The sequence below is a fragment of the Bacillus sp. EB106-07-01-XG149 genome (assembly GCF_058791555.1).
In genome coordinates, this window is sequence record NZ_JBYTDP010000002.1 from 100,002 (window position 1) to 125,297 (window position 25,296).

The following is a 25,296-nucleotide window of genomic DNA, read 5'->3' on the forward strand; positions in this document are numbered from 1 at the left end:
AGATGAAATTTTCACTCTTTACTGCATAAAAAAAACTTTGCACCATAAACATTCCTCATTTCGAGAAAAAGTTCGGCACAAAGATCTCTTACATCCTTTGTTACACACTTTTCCCCTCATAGTCCAGCAATTCATGGTTGCCGGGTAGAAACTTATGGACCTTATCTCCAAGATTATATGAGGCAGTGATTCTTTTCGAAGTAATCTTACCACTTGCTCCCATACGTGTCAACAAAATTTAACATTTTTCTACATTAAATATCGAACATTTATTAAAAACATAATCAAAGTATTCGTATTCTAAAGAATCTCTTTATATGTAAGCCCTTTCTTTATTGCTGAATATAGTATATAACAAAACTAGCATATAAAAAAGCCTAATTGTAAAAAACAATTAGGCTTTTTTTATGAACTTTTTTCTTGTACATCATTAATGAGTACTTCTCGTGGTTTACTACCTTCATACGGACCTACTACACCATTCATTTCCATTGCATCAATTAAACGGGCAGCTCGCGTATAACCTACTCTAAACCTACGTTGCAACATAGAAACAGATGCTGTTTGCATTTCCACTACGAGCTGAACTGCTTCATCATATAATTCATCTTCTACTTCCTGCTTCGTATCAGGAACATCTTGTGGAATCATATCTTCTTGATATTGCGCTTTTTGCTGACCAATAACATACTCTACAACTCTCTCAACTTCATCATCGGATAAAAATGCACCTTGTACACGTACTGGCTTCGATGCACCAATTGGTATAAACAGCATATCTCCACGACCTAGCAGTTTCTCTGCACCACCACCGTCAAGAATTGTACGAGAGTCCGTTTGAGAAGATACAGCGAATGCAATACGTGATGGAATATTCGCTTTAATAACTCCCGTAATAACATCAACCGATGGACGCTGCGTCGCAATAATTAAATGAATACCAGCCGCACGAGCCATTTGTGCTAAACGCATAATCGCATCCTCTACATCTGATGAAGCAACCATCATTAAATCAGCTAACTCGTCCACTATTACTACAATATAAGGTAATTCCGGTTGTTTCGCTTCTGATTGACTATTATGTTCTTTAATATGATCATTATATCCTTCAATGTTACGCGTGCCACTATGAGCAAATAACTCATAACGTCGTTCCATTTCACTCACGACTTTTTTCAAAGCTTGTGATGCTTTTTTCGGATCAGTTACAACTGGTGTTAATAAATGCGGAACACCGTTATATACATTTAACTCTACCATTTTCGGATCAATCATCATTAATTTTACTTCATGTGGTTTTGCACGCATTAAAATACTAACAATAATACCATTAATACATACACTTTTCCCGCTACCTGTCGCACCAGCTACTAGTAAATGGGGCATTTTATTTAAACGCGCTAATACAGCTTCACCTGTAATATCTCGTCCAAGACCAATTAACAACTTCTCTTCCGGATGATTATTAGCCTTAGAATCAAGAACTTCTCTAAGCGTTACCATAGAAACTTCTGAGTTCGGAACTTCAATCCCTACAGCTGATTTCCCGGGAATAGGTGCTTCAATACGAATGTCTTTCGCAGCTAAAGCAAGTGCTAAATCATCACTTAAACTAACGATTTTGCTTACCTTTACTCCCATATCAGGATATACTTCATATTTTGTAACTGCAGGACCTCTATGTACTTTTGTTACTTTCGCTTTCACTCCAAAACTTTGAAATGTACGTTCTAATTTACGAGCATTCTCATAAATTTCTGCATTTTCATTTGTAACTTGCTTATTCTTAGGAAATTTCAATATATCAATTGCAGGAAGCTTATAATCTTTATTTTCTACATTTGAAAATTGCATTGGCGGGGCACTTGTTTCCGCCTCTAAAGATTCTACAATCTTTTCTCCACGCTTTTTCTTAGATTCTTCAACAGGCGGAGCCTCTTCAATAGACGGTGAAGTTATTAACTCTGCTTCCTGTTCTTCGCCAATTCGTTTATCCTCTTGTTCATTTACTGGATAATTCTCAGTGAAATTCGAAATAATGGGAGGATCAATTGAAATTTCTTCCATCGGCTCAACAATTTCTTCTTGTTCCACAACACGTTCGCGCCTCGTACTTCTTGTTGTTTTTTTCTTTTCTGTTTGTTGAGCTGTCCTTTTGGATCTCCAATCTTTATAATCCCCTTGCATTACTTCAAATTGACTTCTAAGGATTCTTCCTACAGGGGCAAGCACTTCCCCAATATGCTTATTTGTTATACAAAGTATGCCGAGAATAACTAAAATAATACCAATGATATAAGCTCCTACTTCGTCAAATAAGAAGTAACACGTCGCGAACATAAGCGCACCAAACATGCCACCACCTAAATGAACGCTATCTGGACCCTTTTTCATTTCAAGAAAGAAGTTATCTTTCGTACTCACGATAACAGAAGTATTTTGCACTGCTCCATCTTTCGTAAGAAGGTTAAATAATGTAATATGACTAAACATTAATATCGCCAATACTATTAAATAAAAACCAATTAACCGTTTATTTAATAGGTTTGGCCATCCGCGTTTGATAACAAACGAAACCGATAAAGCTATTACACCTAACACACCAATTATGTACCACTCACCAAAGAAGAAGCGAAAAAATAACACAAACGATTTCCCTACAACGCCTAGCTGTAAAATCGTAATGATTGAAAGTGCAAAAAGAGTTAAACCGACGATTTCATAATACAAAGTTGGCTTTATCGTGCGTCTTGCTTTTGCCTTCGTCCCTCTTTGCTTTTGTTTTGCCATTTCTTCACCTCGTGTTCTACATGTAAGTAGGGCTTCCTTAAAAAAGCTCTACTTATATGTCTGTTTTCTCTATTTTTCAGGTCTTATATCTTCTATTTTTACACTTCTTGTAAATTGTTAAATAAACAGAAGAAAGCAGCCCTCTCATGGCTGCTCAACCGTCTTGTTTTTTATATTATACCATAGCTTCTAAACAAAATCCTTCTTTTTGCTAAAAGGTTATTTTCTGGCCGGGCTCAAACTCTAAGTAGTGTAGCGGATCCGTACTTAACACACGTACAATAGAATAACACCCATGTTCTTCTTCAGAAACCATTAATTCAACACCGTTTATATTTACAACTTTTTGGCTTTCACATTGCGAATAATCAGTTGGATATACAAGTTGCTCTGGCATAATTGTGTATAAAATCATTGTAACATTTTCCCTTCTGCACTATCATCCATGCGAGCATCTATTAATTCATTCAGCTTTCGAATCGCATTCCCAATACCACCGACATCATCTATGAGACCATATTTTACTGCATCGCCACCAATTACATTCGTCCCAATATCTCGCGTCAAATTCCCTTTCGCAAACATAAGTTCTTTAAAACGATCTTCGGTTACTTTCGAATGCTTCGTCACAAATCGAATGACTCTTTCTTGCATTTTATCTAAATACTCAAATGTTTGCGGCACACCTATAACAAGACCTGTTAGACGAATGGGATGAATTGTCATCGTCGCAGTTTCCGCAATAAATGAATAATCCGTAGAGACGGCGATTGGTACACCGATAGAATGCCCTCCGCCCAGAACAAGTGATACCGTTGGCTTTGAAAGCGAAGCTACCATCTCAGAAATTGCTAATCCTGCTTCAACGTCACCTCCGACCGTGTTTAATATTAAAAGCAAACCTTCAATTTTCGGATTTTGTTCTATCGCAACAATTTGCGGAATAATATGCTCATATTTTGTTGTTTTATTTTGCGGCGGCAACTGAACATGACCTTCCACCTGCCCAATGATTGTTAAACAATGAATACTCGATTCATTCATTTGTGGTACATTCGTTTGCCCTAGCTGTTGAATTTTTTCCACTATCGAGGCTTCTTTCCCAGTTTCTTTCGGCTCAGCCTCTTTCCCTTCATTTGTATAACGATCACGTTCTGTCATATCGCATCCCCTTTCACTCGTATATAACTATTATTTCTTAAGTTATAAATTTCATTCGATAGAGTTTAAAAAGAAAAAAAGATCACCCGTAAAGGTGATCTTTTTTATACTTCCATAATAATCGGTAAAATCATAGGTTTTCTCTTTGTCTCTTCGTACAAGAACTGCCCTAATAATTCACGAATATTTTGTTTTAACATAGACCATTCAATTGAATACTCTTTAATCGATTGCTCAACAATCATACGTACAATCTCTGTAGAGCGGTCAATTAACGCTTCTGATTCACGAACATACACAAAACCACGTGAAATGATTTCTGGACCAGAGATAATTTTCTTTTCATCTTTACCAAGTGTTACAACAACTACTAATATTCCATCTTGAGATAACATTTTTCTATCTCGAAGAACGATATTACCAACGTCACCTACACCTAATCCATCAATTAACACATTACCAGCTTGTACTTTGCCAACTAAGTTTGCGTCATCGTCACCAAAAGCAATCACATCACCTTTTTCTACGATAAAGATATTCTCTCTTGCAATACCTACATCTTCAGCTAAATATGCATGTGCTTTTTGCATACGGAACTCACCATGTACGGGTACAAAATATTTCGGTTTCATTAAATTTAACATTAACTTTAATTCTTCTTGGCTACCGTGACCTGAAACGTGAACTTTTCTTTCACCGTAATAAATAACATCAGCTCCAGCTCTAAATAACAAGTCAATAATTTTCGATACAGATATTTCATTACCTGGAATTGGAGAAGCCGCAATAATAACCGTATCACCTTTACGAATTGAAATTTGTTTATGAGCTTGCTTCGCCATTCTAGAAAGGGCTGCCATCGGTTCACCTTGGCTACCTGTCGTTAAAATAGCTACCTTTTTCTCTGGGAAATTGTCTACTTCTTGTAGTGAAATAACCATACCTTCTGGAACATCTAAATAACCAAGACGTCTTGCGATATCTACTACTTTCACCATACTACGTCCTACAACCGCCACTTTTCGTCCTGTTTCAGCAGCTGCATCAAATACTTGTTGAATACGATGTACATTCGATGCAAATGAAGCAACGATAATACGTCCTTCTGCGCCGTAGAACACTTTAGAAATTTCTACACCAACTTCTTTTTCAGAACCTGTATAGCCTGGACGCTCAGCATTTGTACTATCAGATAATAAGCACAGTACGCCTTCATTTCCGATTTGTGCCATTTTTCCAAGGTCTGCTCCACTATTTCCAATTGGAGTTTGATCGAATTTAAAGTCTCCCGTATATACGATAGCACCTTTTGATGTATGGAAACAAACACCAACAGAATCTGGAATACTATGTGTCGTTCCAAAGAATGACACCGTTGTAGTATTAAACTCTACTGTTGAATTTGAATCGATTGTTTTTAAGTCTACACGGCCTAACATACCCGCTTCGCCAAGTTTTTCTTGTATAAGTCCTACTGTTAATTTCGTTGCATACACAGGAATTGATAATTTACGAAGTACGTAAACAATTCCACCAATATGATCTTCATGACCGTGAGTAATAAATAAACCTTTTACTCGCTCTTGGTTTTCCACTAAATATGTAATATCCGGAATAACGATATCAATTCCAAACATTTCATCTCCCGGGAACATTAACCCTGCATCTACAATAAAGATTTCAGAATCAATTTCAACACAGTACATGTTTTTCCCGATTTCACCTACTCCACCAAGAGCAAATACTTTAACAGACTCATTCTCTTTTCTCTTCATGTTGTTGCCTGGTTTAAAAATCTTTCAAACACTGATTTCACTAAAATTGCAGAGACACCAGGGGAAACTCTACAACCACCATATATTCACCGTCCAAGACGAATGTCCTTACCGTTATGCGATATCATGTCCTTGTTTATTTTTTAAACCAGGTTTCACCTCTCTTTCATTATATAAATCAAATATCTTATTCGATATGATATGAAAATGTAATCAAATTATAATTTTTACCAATTTTGCTAAGCATACCCGTACTAAGCTACTTAGCCATATTATACCTGATACAAGAAATAGAACACAAGTTAAATCGTGCGAAAGAAGAAGTAAAAGAACGGAATTACAACAAAAATATCGAACGTATTTCCTTTATATTTACTCCGATTTTATACTCCATATTATTTTGAAGAAATAGCCATACATACGCTAAATTAATTTCATAATATGGATTTTCAAGACTTATTTTTCTAGAATCGAACAAAAACACTTATAAAATGAAGCTTTTTTATGAATCACGTCACATTTGAGACAATCCCTCTACAAAACAGAATCGATAGTTTATTACGTTTATACAAATGTTTATCCTATAATAACTATGATTTTTTGATTCATTTAAAGGTGTACGATTATTTTCTTATACATGTTGCAACACATAATGAAGAAGCGGTTAAACAAGTGGCATAATATGATCTTATAAGAACACATGTAGGTGAGAAACGAGAGGCAAAGATTTTTATAACATAAAAAAATAACCTAGTTCTACACTAGGTCATTTTTTATTAACGAGGGATAGATTGCATAACAGATTGTAACGTTACTCTTTCTTCTTCTGTTAATGGAAGAAGTGGTAAACGTACAGAACCTACATCTAATCCAACCATTTGTAACGCTGTTTTTACTGGCGTTGGGCTTGGCGCCATAAATAATGAATCCGTTACTCTTACAAGTAATTGATGTAATTTTTGCGCCTTTTTAAATTCTCCTGCTTGGAATGCTGCAATCATTTCTTGCATTTCATTTCCAATCACATGAGATGCTACAGAAACGATACCTTTCGCTCCAACTGCCATAGCTGGTAACGTTAAACCATCATCACCGCTGTATACTGCAAAGTCGTCCGCTGTTTTTTCAATGATTTCTGTCATTGTTAGCACATCGCCGCCTGCATCTTTAATCGCAACAATGTTTTCTATTTCTGATAAACGAACAACTGTATCAACGGAGATTTGTACAATAGATCGTCCTGGAACGTTATATAGCATAACCGGAAGCGGCGTGCTTTCAGCAATTGCTTTAAAGTGCTGATACATTCCTTCTTGACTCGGTTTGTTATAATACGGTGCTACTAGCATTACTGCATCAACACCAACCTCTGTTGCCTTTTTAGTTAAGTCAATAGAAGCATGCGTATTATTACTACCTGTTCCAGCGATTACGGGCACCCTTTTATCGACAACAGATACGACATGGCGATATAACGCTACTTTTTCTTCTGAAGTTAATGTAGGAGATTCTCCTGTCGTTCCTCCTACCACGATTGCTGTTGTACCGTTATCTATTAAATAATTTACCAATTTCGTTGTCTTCGCAAAATCGATATTTCCGTTTTTATCAAACGGAGTTACCATCGCGGTTGCAATTGTCCCAAAATCTATCATGGTCTCACTCCTTATTGTTCCAGTTGCTTTTCTTTTGAAAGCTCAAACGCACTATGTAATGCATTTACAGCCTCCACTAAATCAGTTTCTTTTACAAGAACCCAAATTGTCGTATGGCTATCTGCCGATTGCAGAATTTGAATACCTTTTTCCGCTAAAGCTGTAACGATTTTCGCAGTAACCCCTGGGTATCCTGCCATTCCAGCTCCTACAATAGATACTTTTGCACAATGCTCTGTCACAATTGGCTCATATCCAAGGTTTTTTAATAATTCAACTGCACGACTTGATACACTATCACTCACCGTATAAGCTACCCCAGTAGGTGAAATGTTAATTAAATCGACACTGATTCCTTCATTCGCCATTTCTTTAAACACATGCTGTTGTAAATCATATGCTGTTTCTTTTGCCAGCACTTTAATTTGCGTCACATTTGATACATGAGCGATACCTGTAACAGGACGTTCTTCTACATCACGGCCTTTTGTCGCACCGTCCGATGCTGAAATAAGCGTACCTTCACTATCAGAATACGTAGAACGTACACGAAGTGGTACTTTTGCATGCATCGCAATTTCAACTGCACGTGGATGCACGACTTTTGCACCTTGATATGCCATGTTACAAATTTCATTGTATGTTACCGTTTGAAGATGACGTGCATCTTTTACAATGCGAGGATCCGCAGTCATAACACCTTCTACATCTGTAAAGATATCAATAAATTCAGCATGAAGCGCAACACCTAATGCAGAAGCTGAAGTATCGCTACCTCCGCGTCCAAGTGTTGTCGTATCACCTTTTTTCGTTTGTCCTTGGAATCCTGTAACGACGATTACATCTAGATTTTCTAGCTCTTCATGTATACGATCGCAGTTCATTTCAATAATCTTAGCATTTGTAAAATCATCATTTGTTACAAAACCAGCTTGTGCACCATTTAATGCTGCTGCTTTTATACCGTTCTCATTTAACATGTTAGAGAAGACGATTGCTGAGATTAATTCTCCGCATGATAATAATAAATCTTGCTCACGATTAGAAATGCGAGATTCCTCTTGATTTACAAGACTTAACAAAGTATCAGTTGCATATGGTTCACCTTTACGGCCCATAGCAGATACGACAGTAACTACTTTATAACCCGCATCTAGCGATTTTTTTATATGATGAAGCGCATGCTTACGTCCATTTTCATCACGTACGGATGTGCCACCAAATTTTTGAACAATAATTTTCATATTTTGCACCTTCTCTTAGCCGTTTACACTAATTGTAATTTTACTAAGCGCTCTGCAATTTGAACAGAATTCCATGCAGCGCCTTTTAATAAGTTATCAGATACGACCCAAAGATGGAATCCTTTATCGTTATTTAAATCTTTACGGATTCTTCCAACGAATACTTCGTTTTTACCTACTGCAGTAGCTGGCATTGGATATAACTGCTCTTCTGGGTTATCTTGCAGAACGATACCTTCCGCATTTGCAAGTAAGCTCTTTAATTCTTCTACTGTTACGCCTTCTTTTTCCACTTCGATGTAAACAGACTCAGAGTGACCTGATACAACCGGTAAACGTACACATGTTGCCGCTACTTCTAATTCAGGCATATGCATAATTTTTTTCGTTTCATTAATCATTTTCATTTCTTCAAACGTAAATCCATTATCTTGGAATTTATCAATCTGTGGAATCGCGTTGAAAGCAATTTGGAAATGTTTCTTATCACCTGATACAGGTAAAACATTCGCCTTTACTTCTTCACCATTTAAAATTGCTTGTGATTGTTCATGAAGTTCTTCAATCGCTGCCGCACCAGCACCTGATACAGCTTGATATGTGGAAACGATTACTCGTTTTAAACCATATTGCTGACGAACTGGCTCAAGAGCTACTACCATTTGAATTGTAGAACAGTTTGGATTTGCAATAATACCATTATGTTCTTTTAAGTCGTTTTCATTTACTTCAGGTACAACAAGTGGCACGTTTTCTGTCATACGGAATGCACTTGTATTATCAACAACAATCGCACCGCGTTTTGCTGCTTCTGGCGCTAATTGTTTTGATACAGATCCACCAGCACTAAATAGTGCGATATCTACTCCTTCAAAACTTTCAGGAGTTGCCTCTTGAACTGTAAATTCTTCGCCTTTAAATACAAGTTTCTTACCTGCAGATCGTTTAGATGAAAGTAACGTTAACTTCCCGATTGGAAATTCTCGTTTCTCTAAAGTATTTAACATTTGTTCACCAACTGCGCCGGTTGCTCCAACTACAGCGACATGAAAAGTTTTTTGCTTTTCCATCACTATGCCCCTTTCTAGATACCAATCCTTCTATAACTTAGAATCAGAAGGAGTATACAATACCCCTTCTAATCTTAATAACGTTAATTTTATCATATTCTACAGTAAGAATGATGGTTTCATCAAAAATTGTCCGTTTTTTTTCGTTTTTTAATTCATATATCTGAATTTTTCTACGACAACCGGTTGCAATTGCTTCCCTTGCAGCGCTTCTAATACTGTATCTTCAAGCAGCTCCATACGAGCTACCATCGAGTTCGGTTTTTTCTCTGGTGCATCTTGACCGAATGGGACGAAGTAGATGTTTTTTGTAGCCATTAGGCGCATGAGGTTGACGCCAACAGGGTGATGACAATATAAATATTTCTTTTTTCTTCTATTATATAATCATTTCACAAGCTGTAAATTTATTTTGTCTACCATTGACCATTCAATAGAATATATCGAAAGATTAAGATTGGAATATAAATAAAAGGAGAATTTTATATGTCTTTAGATAAGTATAAAAATATGTCTGATGAAGAGTTTAAGCAATTGTCTACTGAAGAATTTCAAAATTATATTAGATTAAAGCAAGAAGATTTTTCAAGACATTATAGGAAAATAAATGAAATTACTGTAGATGTGATGTTAAGGCCTCAGGAAGCAATAGAAATTGCTAAACATTATCATAAGAAAAATAAATTAGATGGAGTAGTTAATGAAGATATCAACCATCTTTTCTTTGATGAGGCTTATACATTTAAAATTGAGAAAGAAAATAGAAACAACGATGATATAAGACCAGCTTGGAGAATATTAGTGGATTTACCAAAAAAACCTTTTCTTATGGAGGACTATACACTAATTGTGTCTGATAGGGATAAAAAAGTAATGGGTATGCTCGATCCAAATGGGCATCCAGTATTTAAAGGCAATGAATTTACAGATGAAGATATCGAATATATTATGAGCGATGAGGATTCTAAAGATTAATTATGGAAGAAAAATTTTTATATCTCTATTTTTTATATAATGATACATTTATTAACATCAAATAGGAGGAACATTCCTTGAAAGTTGTACGCTCTATATTTAAAGGCTTTCGTTTAATAGGTTTAATTGTAAAGCCAGTACTTAAAGCATTATCTAAAAGTAAATTTTAAAACTCATAAAAATTAAGATCCCCTTCTGCATATGAGTGCATCAGGGGATCTTTTTCAATTTATTCTATTCGTTCTACAGACAGTACTCATAGATAAATAAGAAACGGTGTATATTTACCCTAACATTTATAAAGATGAAAATCAATATATAATTATCTACATATAAAACCAGATAATAATTTTTATTCATAAAACTATTCTTTTGAAAAATATCATTATAATTTAAAATATTAACATCAATTTATTACTTTCCCCTTAGTGTTTTACCTCTACGTTATACTACATTCCCTATTGAGAACTATAACAAACACATATATTATAAAATACATTTTTTTGAGGAAACTTTAACCATTTATTGTTATAATTATATCCGCAATATTTTCCCAGGAGAGTTCATATAAAGAACAATAGGATAATGGACATACATATTAGGCACTCCCCTTCTTTAATACGTTCATAGAAATATAGAAAGGGTTTATACGATGGGACAATTTCAAAGTAATTTTCAATCGGCACAACAAATCGCTACGCAGATGAGAGCAGCGTCGGATACCATCCAAAGTGCAACAAATCGCTCTATAAAAAAGGCGACGCGTACTACGCTTTCTGTTAATTCAAAAGCACAAGAAGCGAACCAACAATTTTTAGATTTGACGAAACAATTTTCTGCCGCCTTTCAACAAGCGGTCGATAATATTCATTCGGTAGCCAAAGAGTTTGAGAGAATGGATCACGAACTTCACAACATTTTTCGCTAATGTGACCATCTTTGTAAAGATAGAATTCTAGGAGGAAAAAGATGGATCGAGATATCGAAAACCAAATTAAACAGTTAAATCAAAAGTTACGAAATGTATTTGAAGAGCAGGACCGAAATCAATTCGCGATTCAAACTCAGGAACAAGTGGAAGCAGATTTTTTTGAATGGAGAGGTCGAAACCGTCGTTTGTTTGATCGAATTTTAGGAACTTGGCACGGCGATAGAGAATTATCTCATTTTTTTATGAATATGCGTCAAGAAGCACAACACATCGAACGAAAACTTACATTCGAATTGGAAAACCAAAAAGAAACATTGCTTAAAGAAAGACGGGACCTTAGTGATTTAGAAGACGACCTATCCTACCAGCAACAACAATTAGCAAGGGAGGCTTAATGCATGAGTTTAAATATGTATTTGGGAGAAGTACAAAGCCAAACTCAAAGCATGAACGCTGTATGTACCGCTACCATTCAAGGTATGGAACAAGCTATTCAGTCGATTGACGCTTTTGCAATTGATACTGTTCTACAAGGACAAACATATAGCAGTGCAAAATCATTTTTTGTACAAACTTTTCGTCCTTTAGCACAAGGAATCATTTATTTATGTGAAGAATTAATTCGTCAGAATGATGCTTTTCCAAGTCAATTTCAATCAAAGGTAGCTTCAACTGATGTTATCGAACAAGAAATAAGAGAACAAATACAGGAAATCAATCAATCGATTGCAAGTATAGAAGCGGTAGATGTAGCTATGCCAATGCCTGGAATAGATGCAATTGTTGCAGTCTTAGTTGCGATGAGAAAAAAACTTGAAGAAAAACTAGAGCATTTATATGAGTTTAATTATACTTCTAGTAGTAATTATGATACTGCACTCCAACTAGCCGCTAACATTGCGACGGGTTTAGCGGAAGTCCAAAGTGGAAAAGGTTTTAGTCCCGTAAGTGGTACATTTAGTACACAGGGATTGAATATGGACTGGACGACTTCCATTCAAAAAATGACAGAAGCTAAGGCACGCGAAGCGGACAATTTTGTAAATAACAATTTATCAGATGATAATATCGAAGAAGGTACAATGTATGATACCCCCCCCGAAAAATCTATGCTTCGAAAAGTTTGGGACGGTATATACGTTGGTTCTGGGCAAGTTATCGGAGGGATTGTAGAAGGATTCAATTCACTAGATGATACAGTAACAAAAGAAAATATTAAGTATGCTATAGGCCATCCCCTAGAGACAGCATCTACTGCCTATAATACTTTTTCTGATTCATTTGTGAATGATTTTTGGCATGGTGATGCAGAAAGTCGTGCAAAATGGGGAACAAGTACTTTTATGGAAGTTGGGATAGGATGGATTGGGGATAAAGGGATAGGCAGAGTAGGGAAAATAACTACACTCAGTGAAGGCGCGAATCTAGCAAAATTTTCAGAAGGTATCTCTTCCCTTTCGAATCAAATACCATTGAAAGACCAATTTGCTTTTGCTGGTGGAACTACTTTAAAATCCAATATTACAGGCGATACTTTTACACAAGCTAAAGATACTTTTTTATTCTTCGATAAATTCAAATCACACCCTAATTCTGTTTTCTTGAATAATAAAGCTGTTGAACATCTCTTTCATGGAAACTTTAATAGAAATAGAGAACCTGGTGGGTACCATCATGAGAGTATGATGGGAGGCGGAAAAATAAAACCTGGAACTGAGTCACCACCTAATCGTTTTGGTGTATATACTGCTGAAATCGAAGTTAATGGGGTTCTAAAGGGATCACCATCCACCTTTTTCCCAAAACATTGGGATAGAACTCAAGTAATGGAAGCCATTCATGAGGCTTTTAATAATAAAAGACATCGACATGGCAATGTATATTCTGGTAAGACTTCTGAGGGAATGGAAATTAGATTTGTTCTTATTAATGATAAAATTATAACTGTTTATCCAAAGTACTAAAGATGGTGAGGTACCAAAAATGAAATATGATTATAAAATAACAAAATATGAAGATGTAGATTCTTTAAAAATAGAATTACCTAAAGAAATAGAAATTGTAGCCACATTTTTAGAAGATGATATCCAAGGGATTCCCATTAAATGGTGGTTACAACAAATCGATGAAGTATTAAACAACATAAAAGAATATAATGAATTCCAAGGTAATTTATGTGCAGTTCAAGTGAAAAAAGAAGAAACTCTACTAGTCGATTTATATTCTAACCATGACCCCAATATATGTAAAATAGAAACAACTGAACTTAGAGATTTAATTGAGATATGGGGAGAAGCACAAAAAAATGTATAAAAATAACAATTTAAAAATTAATTTTTATAAAAACATTTAAATTAAGACTCTTCTTAAGCGTGGGCTAGATAGCTCACGCCTTTTATTTTGGGTGACTATAACATTTATTTTTTAAATTTATAATCATGTTATTTGTTAGGGACAAACTTTAGAGGATGGAAAAATGGTAAAAGTAAAAAGCCTACATATTCGGATGATCCGCAAGAAATTCGAAATAAGTTGGTTGGAAAGGAATTCAAATCATTCGATGAATTTAGAGCTGAGTTTTGGAAAACAGTTGCTGATTCGAGCTACGCAAACGAATTTAATCGCATGAACAGGATGAGGATGCTGGAAGGTAAAGCACCTTATACTCCCGGATCAGAGCAGTATGGAGCACATAAAGTGTATGTCTTACACCACAAGCAACCTATTCATCAAGGGGGCGATGTCTATAACCTTGATAACTTAATTATTGTATCTCCTAAGACTCACCAAACCACCTTAGACCCTGCTTATCATTTTGGAAAAAAAGGGTTATAAATTTATAAGGGGTAGATAACATGAACAGTAAAATGACTAAAGATGAGCTTATTAAACTTGTAGAACAAATATGTGATCCTAAATTACCAGATGAGTTGGGTAGTAAGTATATTGATATCTTAAAGGCGAATGTGCCTCACCCAGCTCCGAGTGACTTGATTTTTTGGATTTTAGAGACTTAACTCCAGAAGAAATAGTAGAGATTGCTTTGAACTACAAAGAAAAAGAAGAGAAATAAAATATTAAAGGACAAGCTGCCCACCTAAAAATGGGCGGCTTTCTTCATTATCTAAATCTAAGCCAACTTACATAAAAATCACTAGCCGTAATATAGTACTTATGCCCCTTCGAATTATAAACACGATACTGTGGATACCCATTGACATTTACCTTTGCGTCGATTGTAAATCCAAATCCTACGTCAACTGTACCAGCAACATCTTTATCCTGCCAAGAAGGAGCATCATAAAAACGTAGATTGTTAACTTTCGAAACAACTCGCTTCCCTACAATAGAGGAATCTACTGTACTTTTCTTGTTAAACTTCACATAAGATGGATCGTTCTTAATCCATTGTTCTCCACTAAGATTTAACCAACCATCCTTTTCAGCCCATACAGCATAATATAAATCATTAGCATCAATTTATTACTTTCCCATTTGTATTTCACCTCTACGTTATACTACATTACCTATTGAGAACTATAACAAACACACATGTTGTAAAACACATTTTCAGGAAAAGTTAACCGTTTATTGTTATAATTATATCTGCAATATTTTCCCAAAGGAGTTCCTATAAAGAACAATAGGATATGGAAGAAAAATTCTGTAGGGACCAAGAAAAAATCCTAATAAGAATGAAATTATTGGGGGACATTCTTCTGGAATAAATAATAATCATCATAACTATGTTGTAGAGGAAATTAAAATTAATCCAGATGGAACAAAGAACATTAAGTATACTACTCAGTTTCCAGATGGTAAATTATCTAAAATAAAAAGTAGTACAGTATTTCCAGATGGGTGGAGTGACACAAAAATAATAAATTGCGTTGAGAATATCGGGAATTCTAAATTTATAAGTACTAGAGCTAGGGACGGAGCAACTTGGCATCGAGGTACTATTGATGGTGTAGAAATAGGTGTGATAAAGAAAGGAAATAGTGTTATTAGTGCCTATCCGACAGGTAAAGCTAATGCATTACCACCATCTGGATTTTAGAAATAAAGGAGGAATAAGAAATGTATGAAGAATTAAATGAAATATTATCCGAAAATAGTTCAGAAGATTCTTGGTATGATGATGGATTTATGTATGCTCAAGAACTGCTGAATGATTTTACTGACAAAGATTGGGGAAAATTATTTCAAAGTATTAATGATAAAAATGATAAGTGGAAAATTAGGCTGGCTTATTGCATTGATGATGATTTAGGGATAAATGGATTAGAATTACTATTGAATATGCTTGATGAAAGTGATGAAGTTGTTGAGACTACGATAGATTCTTTAAGGTCTTTCAATTCTGAAGAACATAAAAAGATGATAGTATCCAATAGTCGAGTAATTGATACAGCACAAAAATTATTGGAAAAGGCTAGCTTACCCGTCAAAAAAGTTCTAGAAGATTTTTTGAAAGATATTAAAAATTAATTTTTTCGGAATATGAAGAAGAAGTAGCATGGGTGAAAGTAATTGAATTTGACTAGCTATTTTGCTAGATTCTGAGCACAAGTAAAGTAGAGAACTTTTCGAAGAAAAAGTTTTCTTTAAGATTGGATATTTCAATGAAGCATGTTATCTAGCTTGGATTAAGTGAAGAGAAGTTACATATGGAGAATAATCAACAAAAGAGGCCTCACATTTGAGGTCTCTTTTGTAACTCTTACTTTACATACACATAGGCTTCAATTGCTGATACATAGTATGTTTTGCCCTTGCCATTGTGTATTTTGTATTGTGGCGAACCATTTACACTTACCTTTGCACCAAGAGGAAAGTCTAATCCCATATCTACAGAACCAGCAACATCTTTACCCTGCCAAAAAGGAGATTCATAGAAAGGAGAATTTTATATGTCTTTAGATAAGTATAAAAATATGTCTGATGAAGAGTTTAAACAATTGTCTACTGAAGAATTTCAAAACTATATAAGATTAAAGCAAGAAGATTTTTCAAGACATTATAGGAAAATAAATGAAATTACTATAGATGTGATGTTAAAGCCTCAGGAAGCAATAGAAATTGCTAAACATTATCATAAGAAAAATAAATTAGATGGAGTAGTTAATGAAGATATCAACCATCTTTTCTTTGATGAGGCTTATACATTTAAAATTGAGAAAGAAAATAGAAAGAAAATAGAAACAAAGATGATATAAGACCAGCTTGGAGAATATTAGTGGATTTACCAAAAAAACCTTTTCTTATGGAGGACTATACACTAATTGTGTCTGATAAGGATAAAAAAGTGATGGGTATGCTCGATCCAAATGGGCATCCAGTATTTAAAGGCAATGAATTTACAGATGAAGATATCGAATATATTATGAGCGATGAGGATTCTAAAGATTAATTAAGGTAATAACTTAGTGGATAGTTTTATAAATAGAATTACTGTCTTTTTTAATTAGTTATTATCCTATTTTGCTAGATTCTAAGGGCGGAGAAAGATGAATTTAAAAGAACAAGATAAATAGTTAGAGCAAACAGTGGTAGCAGAAGGAACAAATATAGAAGCGTAAAAGAAGACAGCCCCTTAACAGACAGTTTTTCTATTTCCTCACAACACTACTCTACTATTTCACAATGGAAGAAAAAATTTCTACATCTCCAGTTTTTGATATAATGATACAGTTATTAATATCATCTAGGAGGAACAAATGCATTTAAAAATTTAACTTTAATACAAAATCATTCCTATCATAAAGCTATAACTAATACACAACGTATATTAACTAGATACTTACAAGATGGAGATAGTGTAGACGTAAGCTGGCCTATCCAAAAATACAACATCTACCCTAAGGAAAAATAAAATAAACTTAGAAAGGGATTTTTATATGTGGAAAAATCTGATTGTAGATATTGAAAAAATAGAGAAAAGTTTTAATGATAAACTGAATACACCAGCAACAGATAGTGAAGTTCAGAAATTAAAAGAACGTATGAAAGAGAATTTTAATATTGACTTACCGAGTGAATATGAGGAATTTCTCAAAACTGTAAATGGATTAGATTTTAACGGGCTAGTACTTTATGGAGTTGACTCTTATTTGTTAGATATAGAAAGGGACGAATCAATTTGCGGGCTTATAGAAACCAATGAGATTTGGTATGAAAATGAATTTCAAAAAGAGTACCTTTTCCTTGGAGATTCAGATATTGCATGGTTTTGTAAAAAACTATCTGATGGTACTTACTTAGAACTTGATAAACCATCTGGTACAGTGATGGAAACATATAATGATTTCAATACAATGCTTGAGGAAGCATTGAAAACAGCCCTGCTTTAATAGGGGGTATTAATGACAAGGTAATTTACACGACGGAATATCATTTTACTAATAAGGAATATACGGGACGAGGTAATAGATACATTGGTAGAACGCCACATGGTATAGAAATTATGATGTTCATTGATTCAAGGAATCGCGTTATTTCGGCCTTTCCATTACGTTAACCATTGAAAGGATGATCTTTAATATATGAAATACACATATGAATTTTATCAAGGACCTTTTAATCTTTTGATGATTAAATTTCCTGAAAATATATCGTTGGTAGGGGAATTTTTAGAAAATGATATTCAAAATAGTGACGGTGTGTTTTGGCTATCTCGTATAAATAAAGTATTGAACTGCGAAGTTGATTCTCTAGAATTAGGTGGAAATAGTTGTGATTTAGAAATACGTAATGACTTCACAAAAATTATCCATCGATATATAGAAGATGAAAACTACTCTTGCAACATCGAAACCGATGAACTACAAGAATTAATTTTAGTATGGGTTAAAGAAAAAGAAAAACATAAAAAATAAGTTCGAATATTTTTGGGCAGATATTCAAAAATATAAAACTTTTATAGTTAATAATTATGATGAAGATGAAATCTCTCTTGAAATAGAAACTATTACATTACGAAATCTAATACACATTTGAATAAATGAGCACACAAAATTGACAACCGAAAAAAATAACAAGTAAATAATGTTACATACAGCACGAAAAAGACCGCACATTCACATACGCATCACTAGCCGTAATATAGAACACTCGCCAATAACTATTATGCACTTTACATTGATACGAACCATTTACACTTATCTTCGCATCAATCGTAAATCCTAATACTCCCCCACAGAACCAGCCACATCTTTATCATGCCAAGATGGAGATTCATAGAAATGCAGATTGTCCACTCTAGAAACAAAACACTTTCCTATAATAAACTACTCACAATATTTCTTTATTACTGTATCTTTCTTCTCCACATCAAATTAAATAAACGTCAAAATTATTAGTACACATAACCTGTCTATTTTCTATACAAAAAAAGAGGAATTACTCCTCAATATTTTCTTTCGTTTGCAATTCATCAATGATGGCCCAACTAGCCTTGTAATATGCTCGAAGGATTTTATCAATATCCTTTTTGGTTTTCGGCTCTGGAGCCACAATATAAACTTTCGTTTTCCCAAATTTATAAGACGCGGCATATTTTTCTTGTTGGCTCATGGTGTCACCTCTTGAAGTGCTTTCTATATTTGTATGCTGCTGATTTGTTAGTACTGCCATATTAGTTGCTAACCATTTCAAAGCAGACCAATTACCGAAATATTAAAAGCAATGGAAAACAGTGCAGAGTGTTAAACGCTTTCTTAAGGACCAATTAACGAATAATATAATCAAACTTTCTTAAATCAAACATGTCATTACTTTCGCTACCTCAAATAGCCGTTTCTACTTCTTATATATACATTTCTCGTATATGAATTAACTATAAGGAGGGTTATTTATGAAAACCGCAATCTACCTAAGAAAATCCCGTGCCGATCTTGAAGCCGAAGCACGCGGCGAAGGTGAAACGTTAGCAAAGCACCGCACTACCCTGCTGAAAATAGCAAAGGAAATGAACTTAAATGTTTTAGCTGTACGTGAGGAAATCGTTTCTGGTGAGAGCTTAGTGAAACGGCCTGAAATGTTAGCATTGCTTGAAGAAATTGAAGATAACAAATATGATGTTGTTCTTTGTATGGATATGGACCGTTTAGGTCGTGGTGGCATGAAAGAACAAGGAATCATTTTAGAGACGTTTAAACGCTCAAATACGAAGATTATGACACCTAGAAAGACTTATGACCTTAATGATGAGTGGGACGAAGAATACAGCGAATTTGAAGCGTTTATGGCTCGTAAGGAGTTAAAGATTATTACACGACGTATGCAACGAGGTCGTGTAGCCAGTGTAGAGGCTGGGAATTATCTTGGTACACATGCACCATTCGGATATGATATCCATCGCTTAAATAAGCGAGAACGTACTTTAACGATTAATCCAGAAGAAGCTTCAGTTGTAAGAATGATATTTGATTGGTATGCAAATGAGGATATGGGCGCTAACGCAATCCGAAGCAAGTTAAATGATCTTGGCTACAAAAGTAAGCTAGGTAATGAATGGAACCCCTACAGCATCTTGGATATATTAAAAAATAATGTATACATAGGAAAAGTAACGTGGCAAAAACGAAAAGAAGTAAAACAACCTGATGCCGTAAAAAGAAGTTGTGCTCGTCAAGATAAATCAGATTGGATTATTGCTGATGGTAAACATGAGCCTATCATACCTGAAAGCTTATTTGAGCAAGTGCAAGAAAAATTAAATTCAAGGTATCACGTTCCTTACAATACGAATGGAATTAAAAATCCACTAGCTGGTATTATTAAATGTAGTAAATGTGGTTATAGTATGGTCCAACGTTATCCGAAGAACCGAAATGAAACGATGGATTGTAAACACCGTGGCTGTGAAAACAAATCAAGTTATACTGAATTAATTGAGAAGCGTTTACTCGAGGCATTAAAAGAATGGTACATCAATTATAAAGCTGATTTTGAAAAACATAAGCAAGATGACAAATTAAAAGAAACACAAGTTATTCAAATGAATGAAGCTGCGTTACGTAAGCTTGAAAAAGAATTAGTGGATGTCCAAAAACAAAAAAGTAATTTACATGATTTATTAGAACGTGGCGTTTACACAGTCGATATGTTTTTAGAACGCTCGAATGTAGTTTCTAATCGTATTACTGAAATTACTTCCACTATGGAAAACTTAAAGAAAGAAATTAAAACCGAAATTAAGAAGGAAAAAGTCAAGAAAGACACAATACCTCAAGTGGAGCATGTTCTTGATTTGTACTTTAAAACAGATGATCCCAAAAAGAAAAACAGCCTCCTAAAGTCGGTCTTAGAAAAGGCTGTTTATAAAAAGGAAAAGTGGCAAAGGCTCGATGATTTCGAACTTGTGCTTTACCCTAAGCTCCCTCAAGATGGCGACATATAAGCGTTTACGCTTTGTCGTCACCTTGTTGGTGTAATTAGATTTACTCCATTCAGCCCTAAAGCATCATTCGTTGAAACAGCCAATACGACAGGCTTGCCATTTCTTAACGTCGCTTTCGCTGCCATTAGTACTGGAGAGTCTGTCATTGCATTTGCAAATTTACTCATAGAATTTCCTGTTAGTGGTGCAATTACCATACAATCTAGTGGAATTTTAGGTCCTAGTGGTTCTGCGCCAACGATTGAATTAATTGCTTTAAATCCTGTTACTTCTTCAATCTTTTTAATCCACTCTGCTCCTTCTCCAAATCTCGTATTTGTTGATTGAACAGTATAAGAAACAACGGGGCGTACTTCTGCTCCCTCAGCAATTAATTTTTCTAAATGAGGCATTACTTCTTCGTACGTACAATGTGAACCAGTAAAACCAAACCCTATTCTTTTCCCTTTTAAATTCATTCCCCATTCTCCTTTCTTGCTATTACGTCTTCTGCTAGTAACTGAGAAAGAACGTTCGCTAAAATTTGTCCTGCTGTTTTTGGAGCAACAATACCTGGTAATCCAGGTGCTAACAGCGCTTTGACTCCTCTTTTTTCCGCATATCTAAAGTCGGTACCGCCTGGTTTAGAAGCTAAATCAATTACTAACGTATGAGCCGGCATTTTCGAAATAACATTCGCTGTCACGACGAGATGCGGAATTGTATTAATGACAATATCGATATTTCCTACTTCTTTCTCAATATTTTGCATATGAAAAGGAGAAAACATCATTTCTGTAATACGTGCAATATGTTCCGATCGTCTTGCTCCAACTTTGACATGGGCTCCTAATGATTGAAATGCTCTGGCAACACTCATCCCTGTTCTACCAAATCCTAAAACCATTACATTGGAACCATGAATTGTATAGTCGGTATGTTGAATTACCATCATTAATGTACCTTCTACAGTTGGAATAGAATTGTAGATTGCCACATCATCACGATCAAATAATTTAACAAGTTTGCGGTTTGTAGTAGATACGAGATTTTCCAAGTAAGGCGTACCAATACCTGAATATATAGTAAAATGTTCTGGTGTATTTTCAATTTGTTCTTTCGTTATAGAAACTTTTTCGTTTGAAAAAATAGTATCTACTTCTCCCTTGGCATTTGTACCTGCAACTGGCAAAATAATTGCATCTACAGAAGTGAAATCTAAATTTTGTATACTTTCTTTTGCTGCCCCTGTGAAGCCATGATCTAACTGATCAAACCCTATCAATGAAAGTTTCGCATCCAATTCAACTAGCTTGCGAATTACTTCTAGCTGTCTTGCATCTCCTCCTATGACAGCAATATGCATCTCAGTCAACATTCCCTAATTCACCTTCTTTTTCTGTCATTTATAAGAAAAGTGCCTACTTTTTCTTTTTCCTCCACATCATATGTAATGTACGAGTTTTAGGTGATTGAAAAACAAAAGCACGTATGATTTATCCCGCTATTTGTATGCAGTTAGGCCTCCATCTCAACATTCGACATATGAGAGGACATTATACGGGAAATTGATTTCCGGTAAACGCTCGATTCATGTGAGCTTTTACTCAGAAGAGAATGAACAAAAAAAAGATGACCAAAATGGCCACCTTTCACTTCGAATTTGAATGATCCGTAATATCACAAAGGATCATATCGTGCCCTACTTTCTTAATTTGGCTCCACGTGACTCTTACTTCTTGTGGTTCCTTTTTAAAACCTCCCCATTTCCCAGCCGGTATGATAAGAGCCTGTATTTGGCCATCCTTCTCATCAATCTCTAAATCCACATAACCTAAAACTCCCATTTTTTCGGCTCTTTCTAAATTTACAATCTCTTTGCCACTTAATTCACTTAATCGCATACACTCTCCCCCTACCGAATTATGAATTTAAGTTATCCATAATTAGTACCTATTCTGTATATCAAAAAAAAATAACCGTATCTCTTTTAAAAGAGATACGGTTATTTTTACATACTTCATATAAAGCAATTATAGTTTTATTCCTTTTGGAAGTTTTCCATCTGGACTAATTAATGCTGCAGAGAATTCATCTGTAAACATGTTACGAATTAACTCATCAACATTTTCTTTTGTTACAGTGTTTACACTTTCAATAATCTCATCAAGTGAACGATGCTTACGAAGTAGCAACTCATTTTTACCATTACGGCTCATACGGCTATTCGTACTTTCTAAACTTAACATTAAGTTTCCTTTTAATTGCTCTTTACTATTAATAAGCTCTTTTTCTGTAATACCTGTATTTTTCAATGTGTCTAATGTTTCTTGCATTGTTTCATACAGTGTATCTAATTGTTGGCTACCTGTTCCACCATACAGCGTTAACATACCTGTATCTTCATAAGAAGAATGGTAAGAAAATACTGAGTAGGCTAACCCGCGTTGCTCACGTACTTCTTGGAATAAACGGCTACTCATACTACCGCCTAAAACGTTATTTAATACAATTAAGTTATAAATATCTTCGTGTCCCATTTGTAAGCCTTTATATCCTAAACATAAATGAGCTTGTTCTGTTTCCTTTTTACGTGCTACCTTATTAAAATGGAAAATTGGGCTATGTACTTGTTCACGGTTTGTTGTTCCTTCATAACTACCGAAATATTGCTCTACCGTTTGTAAGAAGGCTTCATCAATATTTCCTGCAACTGAAACAACGACATTTTCAGGTGTGTAATGATCTTTTATATATTGGCGTAGCGTATCACCTGTAAACGTATCAAGCGTTTCTTCAGTTCCTAAAATAGGATATCCAAGCGGATGCGTTTCATATGTTGCTTTCGTTAACATATCATGCACAATATCATCTGGAGCATCTTCATACATTTTGATTTCTTCACATACGACATTCTTCTCTTTTTTCAGTTCTTCCTCATCAAATGTTGAATTAAAGAACATATCTGCTAATACATCTAAAGCATATTTAGCATGCTCATCTAGCACTTTTGCATAGTAACAAGTGTATTCTTTTGAAGTAAAAGCATTCACTTGCCCACCAATGCTATCAAATGATTCTGCAATTTCGCGTGCACTACGTGTTTCTGTCCCTTTAAAGAACATATGCTCTAAAAAGTGGGAAACCCCATTATTTTTTTCATTTTCATTTCTTGATCCCGCATGGATCCAAATACCAATCGCAACCGATCTTACGGTTGGTATATTCTCCATAACGATTCTTACACCATTTTTACAAGTATATTTTTTAATCAAAAACTTTCCTCCTACTGCCAGTTTCTCTAAATGAGTGCTATTATTTAATGATAACAAGTTTAAGGATGAATGTCATGCAAATGTATTTAATCCACACGTTTTTCATCCAGTAATTCTGTTATATTCCCTACTTTATATCCTTGTTCCTTCAATTTTGTAATCATTGTATCTAATGCTTCTGCTGTAGATGAAGTTGGATGCATTAATACGATAGCACCTGGATGTATTTTTCTCATCACTCTCTGCAGTAATACATCTGGATCCGGTCGCTTCCAATCAATTGTATCTACAGTCCACATAATCGTTCCCATTTGGAAATCATCTGCAATTTTCACGACTTCATCCCGAAAACTTCCACTCGGCGGAGCAAACCATCTTACCTTTTGATTCGTAGCTGCTTCGATCATTCGATTTGTTTTTTGTAACTGATCTCGTATTTCATCAGAAGATAGCGTTTTCATATTAGGATGTGTGTAAGAATGATTTCCAACTTCTTGATTTGCATCGACAATCATTTTTGCAAATCGTAAATTTTCTTTCACCCAACGTCCTTCTAAAAAGAAAGTCGCTTTCACATCATGTTTTTTCAATATTTCTAATATACGAGGCAAATACTCGTTTCCCCACGCCACATTTATTGTTAATCCCACCATATTTTTATTTGGATGTCCCCTATAAATTGGGGCTGGTGATAAATCTTCTAAGTGGACACCCGGTGATACTTCCCTAAATTCCAGATATTTTTGATCAAATTTCTTTAGCTTCTTCATATTATTATAGGATGCTTCAATATCAACTTTTCTTCCATTATATCCTGGTGTTGATTTCCATATTTTATCAATCATCGCATTTTGAGGTGCAATCTCATATTGTTTTGCATGTTTTTGAATTTCTTCATACAAATTATCCTGTGCAAAAACGGAATAAGAGCCTACACTGACATATAAAAAGAATATACATATGTATGCCAATATACGAGCTTTCATATAAACCCTCCCATTAACTATATAAAAACCTTTTTTCTTCTTATCTTTGTTA

21 protein-coding genes, 9 pseudogenes and 1 riboswitch are annotated in these 25,296 nt (G+C 34.9%); of the genes and pseudogenes, 13 read left to right on the top strand and 17 right to left on the bottom strand.

Annotated features, from left to right (window positions below):
* Positions 1–99 precede the first annotated feature (99 nt).
* A riboswitch (purine riboswitch) is annotated at positions 100–201 on the bottom strand.
* A 204-nt stretch (positions 202–405) separates the two neighbouring features.
* From AC3WTA_RS06485 to spoVFB, 8 genes and pseudogenes are all read right to left on the bottom strand, one after another.
* Positions 406–2,790 (bottom strand): DNA translocase FtsK, encoded by a 2,385-nt coding sequence (locus AC3WTA_RS06485; protein WP_492332853.1) that lies wholly within the window; start codon positions 2,788–2,790, stop codon positions 406–408.
* Between the two features lie 211 nt (positions 2,791–3,001).
* Positions 3,002–3,205 carry a YlzJ-like family protein gene (locus AC3WTA_RS06490; RefSeq protein WP_000605035.1) on the bottom strand — a complete coding sequence of 68 codons (204 nt, stop codon included), beginning with the start codon at positions 3,203–3,205 and terminating at the stop codon, positions 3,002–3,004.
* Positions 3,202–3,951, bottom strand: a complete 750-nt coding sequence (gene tepA / locus AC3WTA_RS06495) for a translocation-enhancing protein TepA (protein WP_000139827.1) — start codon at positions 3,949–3,951, stop codon at positions 3,202–3,204. The genes AC3WTA_RS06490 and tepA overlap by 4 nt, the downstream gene beginning before the upstream one ends.
* Positions 3,952–4,055: 104 nt before the next feature.
* The gene (locus tag AC3WTA_RS06500) at positions 4,056–5,726 is read right to left on the bottom strand and encodes a ribonuclease J (protein ID WP_000823079.1); all 1,671 of its coding nucleotides are present in this window, start codon (positions 5,724–5,726) and stop codon (positions 4,056–4,058) included.
* Positions 5,727–6,502: 776 nt separating this feature from the next.
* On the bottom strand, positions 6,503–7,381 hold the full coding sequence (gene dapA, locus AC3WTA_RS06505; protein ID WP_000564777.1) for a 4-hydroxy-tetrahydrodipicolinate synthase: 879 nt from the start codon (positions 7,379–7,381) through the stop codon (positions 6,503–6,505).
* A gap of 11 nt (positions 7,382–7,392) precedes the next feature.
* Positions 7,393–8,625 (bottom strand): aspartate kinase, encoded by a 1,233-nt coding sequence (gene dapG / locus AC3WTA_RS06510; RefSeq protein WP_000692477.1) that lies wholly within the window; start codon positions 8,623–8,625, stop codon positions 7,393–7,395.
* A gap of 23 nt (positions 8,626–8,648) precedes the next feature.
* Positions 8,649–9,695 carry an aspartate-semialdehyde dehydrogenase gene (gene asd, locus AC3WTA_RS06515; protein ID WP_000414856.1) on the bottom strand — a complete coding sequence of 349 codons (1,047 nt, stop codon included), beginning with the start codon at positions 9,693–9,695 and terminating at the stop codon, positions 8,649–8,651.
* Between the two features lie 150 nt (positions 9,696–9,845).
* Positions 9,846–10,034 (bottom strand): annotated as a pseudogene (spoVFB, locus tag AC3WTA_RS06520) (dipicolinate synthase subunit B); the annotation flags it as partial.
* A gap of 147 nt (positions 10,035–10,181) precedes the next feature.
* Between spoVFB and AC3WTA_RS06525 the strand changes: the two are divergent.
* From AC3WTA_RS06525 to AC3WTA_RS06555, 7 genes and pseudogenes are all read left to right on the top strand, one after another.
* Positions 10,182–10,670, top strand: coding sequence for a hypothetical protein (locus AC3WTA_RS06525; RefSeq protein WP_000050867.1), 489 nt, complete (start codon positions 10,182–10,184; stop codon positions 10,668–10,670).
* Positions 10,671–11,322: 652 nt separating this feature from the next.
* On the top strand, positions 11,323–11,598 hold the full coding sequence (locus AC3WTA_RS06530; RefSeq protein ID WP_000529643.1) for a TIGR04197 family type VII secretion effector: 276 nt from the start codon (positions 11,323–11,325) through the stop codon (positions 11,596–11,598).
* Between the two features lie 41 nt (positions 11,599–11,639).
* On the top strand, positions 11,640–11,996 hold the full coding sequence (locus tag AC3WTA_RS06535; protein WP_000373348.1) for a DUF3958 family protein: 357 nt from the start codon (positions 11,640–11,642) through the stop codon (positions 11,994–11,996).
* A gap of 3 nt (positions 11,997–11,999) precedes the next feature.
* Positions 12,000–13,565, top strand: coding sequence for an EndoU domain-containing protein (locus tag AC3WTA_RS06540; RefSeq protein ID WP_000056131.1), 1,566 nt, complete (start codon positions 12,000–12,002; stop codon positions 13,563–13,565).
* 19 nt (positions 13,566–13,584) lie between these two features.
* Positions 13,585–13,914, top strand: a complete 330-nt coding sequence (locus AC3WTA_RS06545; protein ID WP_000872945.1) for a hypothetical protein — start codon at positions 13,585–13,587, stop codon at positions 13,912–13,914.
* 165 nt (positions 13,915–14,079) lie between these two features.
* Positions 14,080–14,436 (top strand): annotated as a pseudogene (locus AC3WTA_RS06550) (pyocin-S2/colicin E7-DNase domain-containing protein); the annotation flags it as partial.
* Positions 14,437–14,456: 20 nt separating this feature from the next.
* Positions 14,457–14,674: pseudogene (locus AC3WTA_RS06555) on the top strand (bacteriocin immunity protein).
* Positions 14,675–14,721: 47 nt separating this feature from the next.
* Here AC3WTA_RS06555 and AC3WTA_RS06560 read toward each other — a convergent pair.
* Positions 14,722–15,060 (bottom strand): annotated as a pseudogene (locus AC3WTA_RS06560) (N-acetylmuramoyl-L-alanine amidase); the annotation flags it as partial.
* Positions 15,061–15,298: 238 nt separating this feature from the next.
* Between AC3WTA_RS06560 and AC3WTA_RS06565 the strand changes: the two are divergent.
* Positions 15,299–15,661, top strand: a pseudogene (locus tag AC3WTA_RS06565) (EndoU domain-containing protein); the annotation flags it as partial.
* Positions 15,662–15,681: 20 nt separating this feature from the next.
* A complete protein-coding gene (locus tag AC3WTA_RS06570; protein ID WP_000272777.1) occupies positions 15,682–16,092 on the top strand; it encodes a hypothetical protein in 411 nt (136 codons plus the stop codon).
* A gap of 232 nt (positions 16,093–16,324) precedes the next feature.
* Here AC3WTA_RS06570 and AC3WTA_RS06575 read toward each other — a convergent pair.
* Positions 16,325–16,510, bottom strand: a pseudogene (locus AC3WTA_RS06575) (N-acetylmuramoyl-L-alanine amidase); the annotation flags it as partial.
* A gap of 4 nt (positions 16,511–16,514) precedes the next feature.
* On the opposite strand from AC3WTA_RS06575, the pseudogene AC3WTA_RS06580 reads away from it, so the two are divergent.
* The 3 genes and pseudogenes from AC3WTA_RS06580 to AC3WTA_RS06590 all read left to right on the top strand — a co-directional run bounded on the left by AC3WTA_RS06580 (position 16,515) and on the right by AC3WTA_RS06590 (position 18,479).
* Positions 16,515–17,014: pseudogene (locus tag AC3WTA_RS06580) on the top strand (hypothetical protein).
* A gap of 487 nt (positions 17,015–17,501) precedes the next feature.
* Positions 17,502–17,954, top strand: coding sequence for a YrhA family protein (locus AC3WTA_RS06585; protein WP_000265798.1), 453 nt, complete (start codon positions 17,502–17,504; stop codon positions 17,952–17,954).
* 192 nt (positions 17,955–18,146) lie between these two features.
* Complete coding sequence (locus AC3WTA_RS06590; RefSeq protein ID WP_492332854.1) at positions 18,147–18,479, top strand: hypothetical protein; 333 nt, start codon at positions 18,147–18,149, stop codon at positions 18,477–18,479.
* Positions 18,480–18,651: 172 nt separating this feature from the next.
* Here the strand turns inward: AC3WTA_RS06590 and AC3WTA_RS06595 are convergent.
* Both AC3WTA_RS06595 and AC3WTA_RS06600 read right to left on the bottom strand, forming a co-directional pair.
* Positions 18,652–18,887, bottom strand: a pseudogene (locus AC3WTA_RS06595) (N-acetylmuramoyl-L-alanine amidase).
* Positions 18,888–19,002: 115 nt separating this feature from the next.
* A complete protein-coding gene (locus AC3WTA_RS06600; protein WP_071742778.1) occupies positions 19,003–19,236 on the bottom strand; it encodes a hypothetical protein in 234 nt (77 codons plus the stop codon).
* A 220-nt stretch (positions 19,237–19,456) separates the two neighbouring features.
* Between AC3WTA_RS06600 and AC3WTA_RS06605 the strand changes: the two genes are divergently transcribed.
* The gene (locus AC3WTA_RS06605) at positions 19,457–21,004 is read left to right on the top strand and encodes a recombinase family protein (RefSeq protein ID WP_492332855.1); all 1,548 of its coding nucleotides are present in this window, start codon (positions 19,457–19,459) and stop codon (positions 21,002–21,004) included.
* A 32-nt stretch (positions 21,005–21,036) separates the two neighbouring features.
* Here the strand turns inward: AC3WTA_RS06605 and dpaB are convergent.
* From dpaB to AC3WTA_RS06630, 5 genes and pseudogenes are all read right to left on the bottom strand, one after another.
* Positions 21,037–21,462 (bottom strand): annotated as a pseudogene (gene dpaB / locus AC3WTA_RS06610) (dipicolinate synthase subunit B); the annotation flags it as partial.
* Entirely contained in the window at positions 21,459–22,361 is a 903-nt protein-coding gene (gene dpaA / locus AC3WTA_RS06615) for a dipicolinic acid synthetase subunit A (protein ID WP_000954740.1), read from the bottom strand. The gene dpaA and the pseudogene dpaB, both read right to left, overlap by 4 nt.
* Positions 22,362–22,635: 274 nt before the next feature.
* Positions 22,636–22,887 (bottom strand): YlmC/YmxH family sporulation protein, encoded by a 252-nt coding sequence (locus AC3WTA_RS06620; protein WP_001239751.1) that lies wholly within the window; start codon positions 22,885–22,887, stop codon positions 22,636–22,638.
* Between the two features lie 129 nt (positions 22,888–23,016).
* Complete coding sequence (locus tag AC3WTA_RS06625) at positions 23,017–24,258, bottom strand: M16 family metallopeptidase (protein WP_000593005.1); 1,242 nt, start codon at positions 24,256–24,258, stop codon at positions 23,017–23,019.
* Positions 24,259–24,344: 86 nt separating this feature from the next.
* Positions 24,345–25,244, bottom strand: coding sequence for a polysaccharide deacetylase family protein (locus AC3WTA_RS06630; protein WP_000647535.1), 900 nt, complete (start codon positions 25,242–25,244; stop codon positions 24,345–24,347).
* Positions 25,245–25,296: the final 52 nt, after the last annotated feature.

Bases quoted from the DNA above. Each gene is read 5' to 3' on its own strand.
- AC3WTA_RS06585 (WP_000265798.1), top strand. From the start codon at position 17,502: ATGTGGAAAAATCTGATTGTAGATATTGAAAAAATAGAGAAAAGTTTT.
- AC3WTA_RS06605 (WP_492332855.1), top strand. From the start codon at position 19,457: ATGAAAACCGCAATCTACCTAAGAAAATCCCGTGCCGATCTTGAAGCC.
- AC3WTA_RS06530 (WP_000529643.1), top strand. From the start codon at position 11,323: ATGGGACAATTTCAAAGTAATTTTCAATCGGCACAACAAATCGCTACG.
- AC3WTA_RS06620 (WP_001239751.1), bottom strand. From the start codon at position 22,887: ATGCGATTAAGTGAATTAAGTGGCAAAGAGATTGTAAATTTAGAAAGA.
- AC3WTA_RS06485 (WP_492332853.1), bottom strand. From the start codon at position 2,790: ATGGCAAAACAAAAGCAAAGAGGGACGAAGGCAAAAGCAAGACGCACG.
- AC3WTA_RS06525 (WP_000050867.1), top strand. From the start codon at position 10,182: ATGTCTTTAGATAAGTATAAAAATATGTCTGATGAAGAGTTTAAGCAA.
- dapG (WP_000692477.1), bottom strand. From the start codon at position 8,625: ATGAAAATTATTGTTCAAAAATTTGGTGGCACATCCGTACGTGATGAA.
- asd (WP_000414856.1), bottom strand. From the start codon at position 9,695: ATGGAAAAGCAAAAAACTTTTCATGTCGCTGTAGTTGGAGCAACCGGC.
- AC3WTA_RS06630 (WP_000647535.1), bottom strand. From the start codon at position 25,244: ATGAAAGCTCGTATATTGGCATACATATGTATATTCTTTTTATATGTC.
- AC3WTA_RS06500 (WP_000823079.1), bottom strand. From the start codon at position 5,726: ATGAAGAGAAAAGAGAATGAGTCTGTTAAAGTATTTGCTCTTGGTGGA.
- AC3WTA_RS06545 (WP_000872945.1), top strand. From the start codon at position 13,585: ATGAAATATGATTATAAAATAACAAAATATGAAGATGTAGATTCTTTA.
- AC3WTA_RS06490 (WP_000605035.1), bottom strand. From the start codon at position 3,205: ATGATTTTATACACAATTATGCCAGAGCAACTTGTATATCCAACTGAT.
- AC3WTA_RS06590 (WP_492332854.1), top strand. From the start codon at position 18,147: ATGAAATACACATATGAATTTTATCAAGGACCTTTTAATCTTTTGATG.
- tepA (WP_000139827.1), bottom strand. From the start codon at position 3,951: ATGACAGAACGTGATCGTTATACAAATGAAGGGAAAGAGGCTGAGCCG.
- AC3WTA_RS06570 (WP_000272777.1), top strand. From the start codon at position 15,682: ATGTATGAAGAATTAAATGAAATATTATCCGAAAATAGTTCAGAAGAT.
- AC3WTA_RS06540 (WP_000056131.1), top strand. From the start codon at position 12,000: ATGAGTTTAAATATGTATTTGGGAGAAGTACAAAGCCAAACTCAAAGC.
- dpaA (WP_000954740.1), bottom strand. From the start codon at position 22,361: ATGTTGACTGAGATGCATATTGCTGTCATAGGAGGAGATGCAAGACAG.
- AC3WTA_RS06600 (WP_071742778.1), bottom strand. From the start codon at position 19,236: ATGGCAGTACTAACAAATCAGCAGCATACAAATATAGAAAGCACTTCA.
- dapA (WP_000564777.1), bottom strand. From the start codon at position 7,381: ATGATAGATTTTGGGACAATTGCAACCGCGATGGTAACTCCGTTTGAT.
- AC3WTA_RS06535 (WP_000373348.1), top strand. From the start codon at position 11,640: ATGGATCGAGATATCGAAAACCAAATTAAACAGTTAAATCAAAAGTTA.